Here is a 14,837-nt window from a genome sequence, read left to right on the forward strand (position 1 = left end):
AGTATTTGATATGGCTTGATTTTTGGTAAATTGAAATCCCGTCTGATCAGATGCGATTTAAATGATACAATCCATGAGTAAAGAAACCAACCGCTTTTTAGCGCCCGCAGGTCAAAAGATAAAGTTAAAAGACTACAGTACCCATTATAATGGAGACCTGGGTAAGAAGGTTGGTAAGGCTACACTTGCCTCTGTAAAGGAGAAATTAAGCAATCATCAGGAAACATTATATGCTGAAAATTCACATTCAGTACTGATCATTTTTCAGGCGATGGATGCCGCAGGAAAGGATAGTGCAATCTCGCATGTGATGTCTGGTTTAAATCCACAGGGTTGCCAGGTATTTAGTTTTAAAACGCCTAATGCTAATGAATATGCACATGACTTTTTATGGAGGCACTATTTAGCGTTGCCACAAAGAGGGCGGATTGGTATTCATAACCGGTCACATTATGAGAATGTACTCGTTTGTAAGGTTCATCCTGAATATATATTAAATGAAAGAATTCCGGGTTATGAGGATGTTAAAAAAGTAGATAAAAACTTTTGGAAAGCGCGGTATGAAAGCATTCGTAATTTCGAGAAACAACTGACTGAGAATGGAACGATAATTCTTAAGTTCTTTCTTTATGTTTCAGAGGAAGAACAAAAAGTGCGTTTTCTGGACAGAATAAATGATCTTTCAAAAAACTGGAAGTTCTCTTCTGCAGATATTGCTGAAAGAGCACTCTGGAAAGATTATATGGTAGCTTACGAAGATGCGATTACAGAAACATCGACTAAAAATGCACCCTGGTATATTATCCCGGCTGATAAAAAATGGTTCGCCCGTTTGACCATCAGCCAGATCCTTGAAGAAACTTTCAAAGGGATGAAACTCAAATATCCTGTACTGCCCGCTGAGGAAATGGAAAAATTAGAAGGGTACAAGAAAAAATTAATGGGGGAGGAGTAAAAAAATTAAATAGCATGTCATGCTATGTCGCTTATTTTAATAACTTTGCGTCGCTTTTGGTTCCTGATCTCAACGATCTGGATTAAAAGGGAATATGGTGTAAATCCATAACTGTCCCGCAGCTGTAAGCTCCTAAACGGAATTCGTATCCAGCCACTCATGTTATAAATATGGGGAAGGCATGAATATCCGGGAGTAAGTCAGAAGACCTGCCTCTAGCCTTATAATTTCATAGCTTTCGGGGATTGAAGCTAGGGGTGAGTGCTTTTTATTGACGTAATCATTTCCTTAATCTGCTGTTTGCTGTGGGTAACCCTCACAACAAAATGACTAAAAGAAAATTTGCCTTTGATGGCATCTGTAATTCTTTTTTCGGCTTTTCTGCTATACTATGGCTTGGGGTTTTTGTGCCCTTTAGTTCTTCAGCACAAACCGACTCCGTAAAAAAGGCGAATGAGCTGAAAGAAGTTTCTATTCGTGCTATAAAACTTGGCAAACGCCAGCTTTCTGCGTCCCCATTACAAATTTTATCCGGTAAAGATCTCGAAAGATTAAACAGTTTATCGGTTGCAGATGCGATCCGGTTTTTCTCTGGTGTACAATTGAAAGATTACGGAGGGATAGGAGGTTTAAAGACGATAAACGTCAGAAGTATGGGAACTAATCACACTGCCGTATTTTATGATGGTGTACAATTAGGAAACGCACAAAACGGGCAAGTCGATCTGGGCAAGTTTTCCTTAGACAATATCGAAGAAATAGAACTTTATAATGGACAGAAGAGTACCATTTTCCAATCTGCAAGAGGTTTCGCCTCCGGAAGTTCTCTATACCTGAACGCTAAACATCTTGAATTTGAAAATGGGCAAACCGATCATGTTAAAGCTTCTGTTAAAGGAGGCTCATTTGGGCTGATTAATCCAAGCATGTTGTGGCAGCATAAAATCAGCAATGCCATTTCGGCTTCTTTGAGTACAGAATATAAAAATGCTAATGGGCGCTATAAGTTCAGGTATACCAATGGAGTTTATGACAGCACATTTGTAAGAAAGAATGCCGACATCGAAACGATGCGTTTAGAGGCAGGATTGAATGGCAAATTGCAAGACAGTAGTGTTTGGGCAGCCAAAGTATATTACTATAAAGATCATCAGGGATTGCCTGGTGCAATTGTCAGCAATAGATATGACTTCACTCAGCGCTTATGGAATGAGAGCTTTTTTGTTCAGTCCAGCTATAAAAAAGAGGCGGGTAGATATAACTTGATGGCCTCGGCAAAATATGCACAAGATTATGTGCGGTATCTGGATCCGGATTTTGTTAAAGACGATGGATTCCTGGATAACAGATTCAAACAGCGGGAGCTTTATTTGTCACTGACCAACCGCTATAAAATCAATTCGTTCTGGGATGTGGTTTTATCTGGTGATTATCAGTATAACACGCTGGATGCAAATCTTGACTACTTTGCTTATCCCACCAGAAATACCTTTTTGACAGCATTAGCTACTCAAATCCATTTTGAGAGAATAGATGTGCAGGCCAATTTACTGAGCACTTATGTAAATGATAAAGTAAAACAGTTTTTTTCTGCGGGAAACAAAAATGAACTTACGCCTACAGTAATGGTTTCATGGCAGCCATTTGACAACTTGAAGGAATTCCGTATACGCGGTTTTTACAAGAGCATTTTTCGTATGCCTACTTTTAACGATTTGTATTATACCGCTATCGGAAATACATTGCTCAAACCAGAATATACCAAACAATATGATCTGGGACTGACCTATATCAAGACATTTAAAGGACAGAGATTACAACAAATATCGATTCAAACTGACGCTTATTACAATAAGGTAAAAGACAAAATTGTTGCTGTACCCAGCGCAAACCTTTTCCGCTGGAGCATGCAAAACTTAGGCAGGGTAGAAATTAAAGGGTTGGATGTGAATGTACAGACCGCATGGAATATCGCCACGGATCTTTCCTTGACTACCGGGTTAACTTATACTTATCAGCAAGCACTGAACGTAACGGATAAGAACTTGAATTATAGAAATCAGATCGTATACACACCTGTCAACAGTGGTTCTTTTATTTTGGGCGCTGACTGGAAAAACCTGGCCATGAATTATAGTTATATCTATGTTGGTCAACGGTTTAATCAGGGATCCAATAATGTATATAACTATGTACCTGCCTGGTATACGCATGATATTGCCTTTCATTATACCAAAGTGTTGAAGCATGACCGCATTCGTTTTTCTGCCGAAGTAAGCAACTTCCTGAATCAATATTACGATGTGATTGCCAATTTTCCGATGCCCGGCCGCTCTTACCGTTTCACCATAGCTTACTCTTATTAAAATATAACCTTAAATAATCAAACATGAAAAAACAGCTCCTTTATCGTTTATCACTGGCCGTTATGGTGTCAGCATCCCTGTTTTCGTGCAGGAAGGACCCCCAGCCGGCTCCTGAACAAGTCGAAATACTGGAACCAACACCATCTGGTCCTGTAAAAGGCCTTTATCTGCTCAATGAAGGCAATATGAATATGAATAAAGCCTCATTGGATTACCTTGATTTTTCTTCTGGTTACTATAGCCGGAATATCTATAACCAGGCCAATCCTGAAATCGTTAAGGGCTTGGGCGATGTGGGTAATGATATCGGTGTATATGGTTCTAAAGTATACGTAGTTGTGAATCTTTCTAATAAAATAGAGGTTTTAAATGCTAAAACTGGTAAAAAAATCGGTCAGATTCCATTCACCAATTGCAGGTACATCACTTTCTATAAGGGCAAAGGTTATGCAAGTGCCTACTTAGGTACTTTAGGTGATCCTACTGCAGGTAACGGGGTTGTGATTGAGATCGATACGGCAACACTTACCGAAAAAAGACGCGTTGAAGTTGGCCGTCAGCCAGAAGAACTGGCCGTAGTGAGAGGTAAATTATTTGTTGCCAATTCTGGCGGTTACAGTGCTAAAAATTATGAAAGAACTGTTTCTGTGATTGATCTGAATAGCTTTCAGGTAACGAATAAAATCGATGTGGCTATTAATCTTCACCGCCTCAAAGCTGATAAGTATGGTGATTTATACGTGAGTTCAAGAGGGGATTACATGAATATACCTTCTAAACTTTTCGTGATCGATACCCAGACTGAAAAGGTGAAAAAATCATTTGATATAGGAGTTAGTGAAATCGTAATCGATGATGATCTTGCTTATTACTATAGTACTGAATATAGTTATGAAACAGGTGAAAATAAAATTACTTATGGAATGCTTGATGTGAAAACAGAGACCCCATTGAGTAAAAGTTTCATTACCGATGGTACGAATGAAAAAATAACAATTCCCTATGGAATTGCCGTTAACCCGATTACTAAAGATGTATATGTAACTGATGCGAAGGATTATGTTTCTCCTGGTACTTTATATGGCTTTAGTCCTTCAGGCATAAAGAAGTTTGAAGTAACCACAGGTGATATTCCTGCACATTTTGCTTTTGTTTATTAACCAATCAACCAGATAAAACTATGAACACAAATTTAAAATCCTTTTTAATTGCACTGATGGGTGCAGCTGTATTTGCGGGATGTAAAAAAGATGGAAGTGAAACCAACGGATTAACACCTGGAAAAGAAACTACTGCTGTCAACAGTAAATTCATCTCCAGAGTATTTGAATATCTACCTGCTCCAGGACAGTTTATCAATGAAAGCCTGGGTAGTTTAGCTGGTGCACAACGTATAATTGGTGATGTAAGCCAAACAGGTATGGTCTCTTTAGGTGGCTATGGTGGTTATATCGTTTTCGGATTTGATCATTCGATTATCAATAAACAAGGCTACGATCTTGCTATCTATGGTAATCCTTTAGGCCCAGTATTACAATGGTCGGAACCTGGAATCGTAATGGTTAGTCAGGATGTAAATGGTAATGGTTTACCAGATGATGCATGGTATGAGCTTGCGGGTAGTGAATACAATGCCGTGGGTACAATTAAAAATTACCAGATCACTTATACCAATCCTAATGCTACAGCAAATGTAAACTGGACAGATAACCAGGGAGGATCAGGACAAGTGGAAGTAAATCAGTTCCATAGACATAATTATTATCCATTATTTGCACCAAATCAGACTAGTACAACCTTTACAGGAACAAAGCTAAAGTCTACCTGGGGTATGCAGGGTGATATTTATGTGAACCGCGCATTTAGCTATGGTTATACAGATAGCTGGTCAACCGGTGACAATTTTGAAACTAATCAATACAATTCATTCGATATTTCATGGGCTGTAAATAGTGCTGGTCAGCCAGTTACTTTAGCAAAAATCGACTTCGTAAAGGTGTATACGGGACAGAATGAAAAAGGCAATACGATGTTAGGCGAGATTTCTACCGAGGTAAGAGGCGCCGCAGATTTAAATTAACAATTAATAAAACCAATGAATTTTAAAAAATCAATACCCTATTTGTTTGCCGGTCTATCCATGCTGGCTATCGCTTCTTGTAAAAAAGACAATGAAAAAGCACTTTTGCTACAGCCACAGACTACAGAGTCTTTAAAGAATAATGGAAAGGATTCTGTTACAGTTAGTGATACCTTGTTATTGCACCCAAAGCTTGCGAATGCTAAAAATGCAATTTACAGCTGGACGGTGAATGGTGTACGTACCGGATCTGATTCTGTATTTACTTTTAAAGCGGTAAATAAAGGAGACTTTAAGGTGAGCTTTAAAGCTGCTACTGCTGGTGGTGAGGTTACTGTTGATTACCAGATCCATGTTTGGGATAAATATGAAAATGGTTTTTATATCGTGAATGAAGGCTGGTTTGGACATGGAACAGGAACGGTTAGTTTTTACCGTTACAATACCAATAAAATGGAAGACAGCATCTTTGTGAAAGAAAATCCAACCAAAGATCTGAACCCAGTATCTTCTACCTTGCAATCTGGTGTTGTTTTTAAAAACAAGTTTTACCTGGTTTCCAAAGTAGGAGGGCCAATGGTAGTTACTGATGAATACAATATGAAAGAACTGGCCCGTATACCGAGTCAGGGTGGCAATGATTGGCGTTCATTTGTGGGTATTAATGATACTAAAGGACTTTTAAGCTCTGGCAAAGGAGTATTCCCGGTTGACTTAAATACATTGGCTATTGGCCGTAGTATTGACGGTATAGGCGGTCAGGTTGGCGATATGATCAAACAAGGTGATTATATTTTTGTGCTTTCTTCAACCGATGGTGTAGTTATTTTGAAAGCTGCGGACAATACGGTAGTGAAAAAGATTGCTGGTGCTTCTGTTGGTTTTACCCGCACTATAGATGGAAATATCTGGGCTGCAGGTGGTACTAAGCTGTTTAAAATCAGTTCTTCGCTGGATGTTGAAGCCATTACAGTTCCTTTTACAGTCTTTGGTTCATGGGGCGCATGGCATCCTGGGTCTATTACGGCTTCTACCAAAGAGAATGCAGTTTTCTTAGCCAAAAACGGATCTTTTAGTGGTGGTACAACTATCTATAAATATATCCCTGGAAGTGATGCTTCTCTGCAAGCTCCGTTTTTAACGTTACCTACAGGTAAGATACTTTATGGTGCTGGTTTAAGCTATAATGCAAAGTTGGATCAGTTATTGGTAAGTACGGTACAGTCAGGCTTTGGAGAAAACTTTAGTGTAAACAACTTGTATTTCTATAATCCAATAACGGCTGCTATTAAAAAGACAGTTTCTTATAGTGGCTATTATTTCCCTTCGGTGATTGTAGCCCATCAATAGATCATAAAATCTTGTGTGTGTGTTGTTACCCCTTTTACCTTGATGGTAAAGGGGGTTTTTAAAATAAAGTGATTCCTATATTCCAGCCTAACCAACCACTGGTTGTGTTATTGAATGCGTGCGCATAACTGGGTGGTATTTGCTGTTTAAAGCCTTTTACACCAGATCCTTGTGGATGGTCTGTGCCGTAAATAGAGTAGGAGGGGCCACCGAAAATAGCTAGTCCCTTCGCTATTTTGTACTGTAAGTTGAGCTGTAGTTTATTGAGGTTAGAAGACTCAGACCATTTACCTGTAGAAATAAATTGAGAAAGATATTCGGCCCCTATAGCCAATTTTTCATTCAGTTGTATTTCATGTCCGAATCCAAAACCTACAGAAGAAATTTTTGCAGTATCTGAAATATTCCTTCCGGCCATCAGGATCGTGTAGAGTTTTTTAGTGCCTGTTTTGATACTGAGATTGGCATTAATGAGCTCATTACTGGACAAACTGATTTTATGATAGCCATTCTTTTTAACGATGTTGATCAGGCCAATGCTATAACCCGAAGAGCTATCGGCAACATTTACCAACCCAAACTGTACGCCTTTCACGTTTTTTGCATAATTAAATAATCCAGCAATTTGTGCGCCTTTTAAAGTTCCGTTAGCTATATTCACTGCACCGGCCATTTGTAGTCCATTAAAATCTTTGCGGGTATAGTTATATAATCCGGCAGCTTGAAATCCATGCAAATCTCCTTTAACCAGATTCATTACTCCGGCCATTTGCAGACCAGTAGTATGACCACGGACAGAATTGACCAGGCCCCCAGCTTGCATCCCATCAACATTTCCGATAACTGAGTTTACGGCGCCTGCCATTTGTAAGCCTTTGACAGACCCGCCGACAATATTAAACAGGCCTGCTATCTGTATCATGCCTACATCTGTTTTATCCATATTGAATAAACCTGCCATTTCAAGACCATCCAGTCCTGCTGAATATCCTCCTAATATATTGAAGGAAGCTTTGTTGATCACTTGCGAGCTCATCATCCCGTGAGAGCTTAAACCTGGGGTCAGAGAGGCTTGAAACGGACTGTTGGCCAGAAAGCCCGAGAGGTTTAAACTCTGTAACCTTTGCCTGGAAGAAACGAAGAACCTTCCGATGCCCATGTTTTCTACCAGGTTGCTTACTTTGCTTTTACGTGTCGAAGACGTGTCTTCATAACCTTGAGGTTTGATTGTGATATTAGACAGGAAGATCAGCGTCGTATCACGGTAGGCCTCTTTGCTGGCGGTGAGGATTACTTCATTATAATCACCCTTGAAACGGAGTTTAAAATATCCATCGTTATTGGTTAAGGTAGATTGAAGTAATCTTTTTTCGTAGACACTGGCCTGTTTGACTTTGGCGCCTGTTTTAGTGTCGATCACATATCCGCTAATCAGGTATAATCGTTCGGCCGTGGTAATATTGTCGGGTTCTATGGTGAGGCGCAAGTTTGCTGAACGCAGAATAATATGCTGCCCGTTTTCTTTATAATCTATTTTGCCTCTGAATAACTGGTCAAGAATGGTTCTTACGGGGGTATTTCGAACGGAAACATTAACGAGGCTGTCGGTATTGAATAAGTTACCCTGGTAAGAAAAGTAAAAATTGCCGGAAGTACTGATCTGAGTGAGTACTTCGGCAATCTTTTGATTTTTCACCTTGATGGTGACGCGTCTGGATAAGTTTTCAGCGTCCTGCTGCGCATAGATTTTACAGGTGATGAGCGATAAAAAGCACAGTAAAAGTAATTTCCTGTTCATTATGATTTGTTTACCAACAGGATTTTGCCCTCGCTGTGTACTTGTTTAATATTAAAAGTTTCACAGATAGTTTGTAAAATATGGTCTAGTGAATCTTCTGGAAAAGTAGTGGTCAAGAGCAGGTTTTTGATTTGTGGATCTTCAATAACAATATTTACCTGGTAAGCTTCATTTAATGTTTCTATAACTTTTGACAGCGGAGTATTGTTCAGGATCAAGATCTTGTTCCGGTAGAAAGTATAAAGTTGATCAGTATTGATCTCTTTTTTCAATTCAGCAGTACCATTTTTGACGATCACTTTCTCTCCTTTGTGCAATTCAACATCAGCGCCGCTGATGCTCACCTTAACGGTTCCAGTTTCTACGATAACTTCTGTTTGTTCATTCAGATATTTCACATTGAAAGAAGTACCGACTACTTTTATTTTTACTTTTTCTACGTCAATAATAAATGGCTTCTCTTTATTTGGTGTCACCTTAAAGAATATTTCTCCTTTTTGCATACGAATTGCCCGGTGATCTTTGAAGTTACTGGCAAAACTTAGTAAAGAGTTTCTATTCATTGTGATGGTTGATCCGTCGGGAAGTGTTTTGACCAGGACTTCTTTTCCGGCACCGACCGATATATAATCTGCAGCGCTAAAAATGTGGTAGGTGCTCCATATACCTGCGGCTATGAGAAATACAGCTGCAATTTTTAGCCATCCATATTTATAACGCAATGGAACAACTTTAGCTTCCTGTTGATTTGAAGGGGTTACTTTAGCTTTAAAGTTCTTCCAGGCCTGATCTTCGTCTATGGCACTTTTTGATTCCAGTACTTTACTCGTATCCCAAATCTTTTTAAATTGGTTGTAATATTCCTTATTAGCTGGATCTTCAGCTATCCATTGCAGTACTTCAGTGTTTTCTTCCGTACTGGTTTCGTTTAATAAGTATTTTATTAAAAGTTCATCTCTATCGCTCATCTTAATTCAAAAAATCCTTGTAAAACCATACTCCCAATAAAAGGAGAACTAAAAAATCGACCAGTTTTAAGCGTAATATTCTTAATGCTTTACCCATTTGGGTTTCTACGGTTTTAATAGAGAGCCCCAGCTGGTCTGCGATTTCTCTGTATTTTAACTCTTCAAACCTGCTCATGTGAAATATAAGCCGGCATTGTTCGGGTAAATCTTCCATAGCTCCATGAATTTTGGAAGCTAGTTCATTTAATTCTACCCGGTGTGAAGCGGGTTCACTTTCGGCAGTGGAATGCATTGTGAAATTCTGATGGCGTGTTTTTACTTTTTCATGCTTCAGAAAATTCAAAGTGTCATTGTGAACGCATTTATATAAATAGGCTTTAACGGAAGTTTGTATATCCAGCAGTTCCCGTTTTTCCCAGAATTTCATAAATCTGTTCTGTACTATTTCTTCTGCCATTTCCTCATCACGGATCATGGTGTTTACATAGACATGTAATGCCTTGTAGTGTGCTTTAAACAGTTGTTCAAAGGCTGCGTCATCGTAAATTATAGGTGCGGTATAGCTCACAGGGTATGTTAAATTCACGTTTTATGTCTCTTCAAATATATTAGAATTCTGCTTGTGATCCGATATTAATTCTTCGTAAAATCTCCCTTCCATTTGCTGTATCAACGGCAACCAGATCAATGTATTGCACTTTTGGATACCAAAAGGAACATCTGTCGAGTTTGATAAATGCTCTTTTTAGTAGATAGTGAGTGTCTTCATCTTTAATATAGATTTTGTACTTGTTGTCGGTTTGAGAGCGCTTCAGGTATAAGGGTAATTTGGTGCAGGCCATTAAATGGATTTCATATTCATCATTCCCAAGGTCCTGACTTTGCACACCATAAACGTATTTCTTTTCTATGTTGCTGAGTTCTTCTCGTTTTCCGTCTTCGGCGTATTTGATCCAGGAAACTTTAACTGGGGCCTGCGTGCAAATTGTACCATCTTTGTTAAGGTTCAATTCGTAGATTACTGTATTGGCATCCGGGTTTTTCTGGACGAAGAATAACAGATTCTCTATTCGGGGATGTTTTATTTCATCTGCTGGCTGTGCACTTAAGGGGTTGACCACCGCCAGCAGAACCAGTAATAGGAGTTGAGTAGTTTTAAGGGCTTTGTGGAGTGAGGTCATAGGTTTAAATTTGTTATATTTAGAATACGTACTGTACACCGGCGGTATAGCCTGCATAGATTCCTTGTATTCTGTTGCCGTTTTTACTTTCCCATTTGGAGATAAATTTCTCTGTTAATTTTCTTCCTTCTTCTGTATTTGTGTTGACATAGTTGAAAGTTGGGCCTCCAAAGATTTCCAGGTGAGGTGTGATTTTAAATGCGGGCAGAATCCTGATGGAAGATTTAAAGTATTCTCCGGCTTTGAAGTCTTGCAGGGTAAGGCCGGCTAGTTCCAGGTTTAAGCGAAAGGCCTGAGAGGTGTAAACGTGTGCGCCCATACCTGCTTCGGCTGCGTATATTTCTTTTTTGTTTTTGAAATTATAGCCTATTCCAAGGATTCCGTAAAGTATTCTTCCTCCTGATCTGAAGGATACCAGGGTGGTGAGGTTGTCATCAACAGTTATAGCGATACTTTTTTCTCCGTTTTTAATGAGGTTAATAAAGCCGATTGGGTAGTCGGAGCTATCGGCTATGTTCAGGAAGGCGGCTACTTGTACGCCTTTGACTTTTTTCGCGATGTTCATGAATCCTGCAATTTGTGAGGAGGTATTTTTGGCTTTGTTCATAAAACCTGCAACTTGTATCCCTTTAATGTCCTGAGCAATGTTTGCGAACCCGGCAACCTGAAATCCGTCTGAGGTTTTTGCAAGATTCATAAAGCCGGCTATTTGTGCGCCTTTCATGTCGTCTGCTTTGTTGAGGAAACCAGCAACTGATGCGCCTTCGCTTTCTCCGGAGTGGTTCATGAACCCGGCTACTCTTACGCCTTGTGCTTTTTGGCCGATGTGGTTAGAGAAGCCTGCAATCTGAACACCTTTGGAGTTGTGGTGAATGAGGTTGGTTACTCCGGCAAGTGTAAAGCCATCTTCTGCTGCGGAAACGCTGGCAATGAGGTTCAGGGAAAAGGTATTGCTGTCTAGCGGGGCGTGTTTTCCGTTGCTGCTTAAGGGGTAGATTAAACCGATATGGGTTCTGGATGGTTTTGTTTGAGCATATAGTGTAGTTGTTAAAAGAGTTAGGGTAATGGTTTTTAGCAAGGTGCGTGTGTAAGGTTTTATGTTCATATAGTTGCTGTTTAATCTAGGGACAACGTGATGAAGGTTTACCCTTACGCGGGTTTGAAAGTTTTTTATTTAAATTAATGGAGATCACAGATTTTTACCTCCATCTGGGTTTGATAAAATAAATAACCAGGTTGAGTATATACCGGATTAAATTTGTTAATGGGGATATTAAGCACAATAGTTATACCTGATGAGGTGGTGATGAACAAGATTTATGTAGTTCGTGAGCAGAAGATTATGCTGGACAGAGACCTGGCGGAGTTGTATGGTGTGGAGACTAAAGTGCTGAAGCAGGCTGTAAGACGTAATATCCCCCGTTTTCCAGAAGATTTTATGTTTGAGATGAATAAAGATGAGCTGGAAAACTTGAGGTCACAATTTGTGACCTCAAGTTTTAATTGGGGAGGGTCACGGTATATGCCTTTTTGTTTTACTGAGCAGGGAGTTACGATGTTGTCTTGTGTGTTGAGCAGCGAAAGGGCTATCCATGTGAATATACAGATCATCAGGATTTATACACGGATTCGTGAGATGCTATTGTTGCATAAGGATGTTTCTTTATTAGTAGAGCAGGTGGAAAAGAAATTACTGAAGCAGGATCAGAAGATAGAAGTGTTGTTTACTTATCTGAATAAGTTTATTGAAAAAGAGGATAAGCCGCGTGAGGAAATTGGATTTAAAAGAAAGAGTAAATCCGGGTCTGTAAAGTCTCAGGATGCCGAATTATGAAATTTTATAACAAAATGATGTAAGTCTTTGGGTAGGGTAGGGCCTATCTTTGTATCATATTTAAGAAAGATGTCAGATTTAAAGAACATACAAACCATTTCCCTTCCTGTGCTAGGTATGACCTGTGCGGGTTGTGCTTCTAGTGTGCAGTCTATGATTGAAGCGCAGGATGGTGTTCAAAGTGCCGAAGTAAATTATGCTACACAACAGGTAAAGGTCAGTTATGAGCCAGGTAAAATTACGCCGGAACAGTTTCAGGCAGCAGTACAATCTGTGGGATATGACCTGATTCTGGATACACTGAATGGAAAGGAAAAGCAGGAGGAGGTGCAACAGCAGAATTATAATGCTTTGAAAAGAAAGACTATTCTGGCTGGATTACTGACATTGCCGGTCGTGATTATCGGAATGTTTTTAATGGATATCCCGTATGCGAATTATTATATGCTCGCTTTAACGACTCCGGTTTTGTTTGTGTTTGGAAAGGATTTTTTTATTAATGCTTATAAACAGGCGCAGCATGGCCGGGCAAATATGGATAGCCTGGTTGCATTGAGTACAGGTATTTCTTACCTGTTTAGTGTCTTTAATACCTTTTTTGCTGATTTCTGGCATGCTAAAGGGATTCATCCTCATGTATATTATGAGGCGGCAGCTGTAGTGATTGTTTTTATTATGCTGGGTAAGCTTTTGGAAGAGAATGCGAAATCAAATACCTCTTCTGCAATTAAGAAGCTGATTGGGTTACAGCCAAAAACCGTGATGCTGGTTACTGAAGATGGGGAACAGGAAATAGCGGTGTCAGCTGTTAAGGCCGGCGACCGGTTACTAGTGAAGCCCGGTGATAAAATTCCGGTGGATGGTGTGCTGGATGAAGGTCATTCGTATGTAGATGAAAGTATGATCAGCGGAGAGCCGGTAGCGGTATTGAAGGAGGCGGGTGCGCAGGTTTTTGCAGGGACGATCAATCAGAAAGGGAGTTTTAAGTTCCGTGCGGAGAAAGTTGGTGCGGAAACTTTATTAGCACAGATCATTAAGTTAGTTCAGGATGCGCAGGGATCAAAAGCCCCGGTTCAGAAATTGGTGGATAAGATTGCTGGTATATTTGTTCCGATAGTTCTTTTTATTGCGGTTTGTACTTTGGGGGTATGGCTGCTGTTTGGTGGAGAATATAAATTGAGCCAGGGCTTGATGGCTATGGTTACGGTGTTGGTGATTGCATGCCCTTGTGCTTTAGGACTAGCTACTCCAACAGCAATTATGGTTGGAATTGGTAAGGGAGCTGAGCACGGAATACTGATTAAAGATGCGGAAGCATTGGAATCGGGTTATAAAGTGGATACGGTTATTTTAGACAAAACGGGTACGATTACTGAAGGTAAGCCTTTAGTTACAGGTATTGAATGGGTTGATAATGAGGTTTCAGACCCGGGTGAAATGCTAAGTGTTTTCCTTGCAATGGAGCAGCAGTCTGAACATCCGCTGGCTGAAGCTGTAGTGAGTTATATCAAAGAGGCTGGTGTTAAAGGCGCTTCGATTACTGATTTTAAAAGTTTGACGGGAAAAGGAGTAGCGGCTGTTTTTAATGGGGAAACCTATTTTGCGGGAAGTCATAAGATTTTAACTGAAGCGCATGGAGAACTGCCCGCAAAAATAAAAGAGGTCGTTCATCAATTTCAGCAGGAAGCCAGGACTGTGATCTTTTTTGCAAGTACCAGACAGGTGCTTGCGGTAGTCGCAATTTCCGATCAGATTAAGACGGGCTCAAAGCAGGCTGTAGAAGAGCTGCAGGCACAAGGGATAACAGTTTATATGCTGACGGGAGATAATGCCTTTACAGCGGCTGCAATTGCGAAACAGGCTGGGATTTTAAACTATAAGGCAGACGTGCTTCCTTCAGAAAAGGCGGATTTTGTCAAAAGCCTGCAGCAAGAGGGCAAAATCGTAGCCATGATAGGTGATGGCATCAATGATAGCCAGGCGTTGGCTCAGGCAGATCTTTCGATTGCAATGGGCAGGGGATCTGATATTGCAATTGATGTAGCCAAGCTAACTTTGATATCTTCTGATTTAAGGCAGGTTTCTAAGGCGCTGAAGCTCTCAAAAGCTACGGTAAGAACAATACGCCAGAATTTATTCTGGGCGTTTATATACAACCTGATAGGCATTCCTCTGGCTGCGGGAATATTATATCCGCTAAATGGGTTCCTGCTGAATCCGATGATTGCAGGAGCGGCTATGGCATTAAGCTCGGTTTCTGTAGTGGGAAACAGCCTCAGGTTGAAATTGACTAAATTAAACTAAT

12 protein-coding genes and 1 riboswitch are annotated in these 14,837 nt (G+C 40.0%); of the genes, 7 read left to right on the plus strand and 5 right to left on the minus strand.

All coding sequences use genetic code 11. The features are described from left to right. Positions 1-73: 73 nt before the first annotated feature. From ABIB30_RS11925 to ABIB30_RS11945, 5 genes are all read left to right on the plus strand, one after another. Positions 74-955, plus strand: a complete 882-nt coding sequence (locus ABIB30_RS11925; protein ID WP_354302285.1) for a polyphosphate kinase 2 family protein — start codon at positions 74-76, stop codon at positions 953-955. Between the two features lie 40 nt (positions 956-995). Continuing rightward, positions 996-1,186, plus strand: a riboswitch (cobalamin riboswitch). Positions 1,187-1,281: 95 nt separating this feature from the next. Then, on the plus strand, positions 1,282-3,321 hold the full coding sequence (locus ABIB30_RS11930) for a TonB-dependent receptor plug domain-containing protein (RefSeq protein ID WP_354302287.1): 2,040 nt from the start codon (positions 1,282-1,284) through the stop codon (positions 3,319-3,321). Positions 3,322-3,344: 23 nt separating this feature from the next. Beyond that, on the plus strand, positions 3,345-4,481 hold the full coding sequence (locus tag ABIB30_RS11935; protein WP_354302288.1) for a YncE family protein: 1,137 nt from the start codon (positions 3,345-3,347) through the stop codon (positions 4,479-4,481). Positions 4,482-4,501: 20 nt separating this feature from the next. Next, complete coding sequence (locus tag ABIB30_RS11940; RefSeq protein ID WP_354302290.1) at positions 4,502-5,401, plus strand: PKD domain-containing protein; 900 nt, start codon at positions 4,502-4,504, stop codon at positions 5,399-5,401. Between the two features lie 15 nt (positions 5,402-5,416). Next, a complete protein-coding gene (locus ABIB30_RS11945; protein WP_354302292.1) occupies positions 5,417-6,751 on the plus strand; it encodes a DUF5074 domain-containing protein in 1,335 nt (444 codons plus the stop codon). Between the two features lie 58 nt (positions 6,752-6,809). Here ABIB30_RS11945 and ABIB30_RS11950 read toward each other — a convergent pair whose 3' ends face one another. Genes ABIB30_RS11950 through ABIB30_RS11970 form a run of 5 tightly spaced genes read right to left on the minus strand, consistent with a single transcriptional unit; the run spans position 6,810 to position 11,803 of the window. Then, positions 6,810-8,549, minus strand: a complete 1,740-nt coding sequence (locus tag ABIB30_RS11950; protein WP_354302294.1) for an STN and carboxypeptidase regulatory-like domain-containing protein — start codon at positions 8,547-8,549, stop codon at positions 6,810-6,812. Then, positions 8,549-9,517, minus strand: a complete 969-nt coding sequence (locus ABIB30_RS11955; protein ID WP_354302295.1) for a FecR domain-containing protein — start codon at positions 9,515-9,517, stop codon at positions 8,549-8,551. Before ABIB30_RS11955 ends, ABIB30_RS11950 begins: the two co-directional genes overlap by 1 nt. Before the next feature lies 1 nt (position 9,518). Then, entirely contained in the window at positions 9,519-10,103 is a 585-nt protein-coding gene (locus ABIB30_RS11960; protein WP_354302297.1) for an RNA polymerase sigma-70 factor, read from the minus strand. A gap of 22 nt (positions 10,104-10,125) precedes the next feature. Next, positions 10,126-10,698, minus strand: a complete 573-nt coding sequence (locus ABIB30_RS11965) for a DUF4833 domain-containing protein (RefSeq protein WP_354302298.1) — start codon at positions 10,696-10,698, stop codon at positions 10,126-10,128. Positions 10,699-10,717: 19 nt separating this feature from the next. Further along, positions 10,718-11,803 carry a hypothetical protein gene (locus ABIB30_RS11970; protein ID WP_354302300.1) on the minus strand — a complete coding sequence of 362 codons (1,086 nt, stop codon included), beginning with the start codon at positions 11,801-11,803 and terminating at the stop codon, positions 10,718-10,720. A gap of 159 nt (positions 11,804-11,962) precedes the next feature. Here ABIB30_RS11970 and ABIB30_RS11975 point away from each other — a divergent pair, with 159 nt between their 5' ends. Both ABIB30_RS11975 and ABIB30_RS11980 read left to right on the plus strand, forming a co-directional pair. Continuing rightward, positions 11,963-12,532 (plus strand): ORF6N domain-containing protein, encoded by a 570-nt coding sequence (locus ABIB30_RS11975; protein ID WP_354302302.1) that lies wholly within the window; start codon positions 11,963-11,965, stop codon positions 12,530-12,532. Between the two features lie 69 nt (positions 12,533-12,601). Beyond that, complete coding sequence (locus ABIB30_RS11980; protein ID WP_354302304.1) at positions 12,602-14,836, plus strand: heavy metal translocating P-type ATPase; 2,235 nt, start codon at positions 12,602-12,604, stop codon at positions 14,834-14,836. The last annotated feature ends 1 nt before the right edge of the window (position 14,837 follow it).

Origin of the sequence: Pedobacter sp. UYP1 (assembly GCF_040547305.1) — a bacterium.
GTDB lineage: Bacteria > Bacteroidota > Bacteroidia > Sphingobacteriales > Sphingobacteriaceae > Pedobacter.

Bases quoted from the DNA above. Each gene is read 5' to 3' on its own strand.
- ABIB30_RS11925 (WP_354302285.1), top strand. From the start codon at position 74: ATGAGTAAAGAAACCAACCGCTTTTTAGCGCCCGCAGGTCAAAAGATA.
- ABIB30_RS11930 (WP_354302287.1), top strand. From the start codon at position 1,282: ATGACTAAAAGAAAATTTGCCTTTGATGGCATCTGTAATTCTTTTTTC.
- ABIB30_RS11935 (WP_354302288.1), top strand. From the start codon at position 3,345: ATGAAAAAACAGCTCCTTTATCGTTTATCACTGGCCGTTATGGTGTCA.
- ABIB30_RS11940 (WP_354302290.1), top strand. From the start codon at position 4,502: ATGAACACAAATTTAAAATCCTTTTTAATTGCACTGATGGGTGCAGCT.
- ABIB30_RS11945 (WP_354302292.1), top strand. From the start codon at position 5,417: ATGAATTTTAAAAAATCAATACCCTATTTGTTTGCCGGTCTATCCATG.
- ABIB30_RS11950 (WP_354302294.1), bottom strand. From the start codon at position 8,549: ATGAACAGGAAATTACTTTTACTGTGCTTTTTATCGCTCATCACCTGT.
- ABIB30_RS11955 (WP_354302295.1), bottom strand. From the start codon at position 9,517: ATGAGCGATAGAGATGAACTTTTAATAAAATACTTATTAAACGAAACC.
- ABIB30_RS11965 (WP_354302298.1), bottom strand. From the start codon at position 10,698: ATGACCTCACTCCACAAAGCCCTTAAAACTACTCAACTCCTATTACTG.
- ABIB30_RS11970 (WP_354302300.1), bottom strand. From the start codon at position 11,803: ATGAACATAAAACCTTACACACGCACCTTGCTAAAAACCATTACCCTA.
- ABIB30_RS11975 (WP_354302302.1), top strand. From the start codon at position 11,963: ATGGGGATATTAAGCACAATAGTTATACCTGATGAGGTGGTGATGAAC.
- ABIB30_RS11980 (WP_354302304.1), top strand. From the start codon at position 12,602: ATGTCAGATTTAAAGAACATACAAACCATTTCCCTTCCTGTGCTAGGT.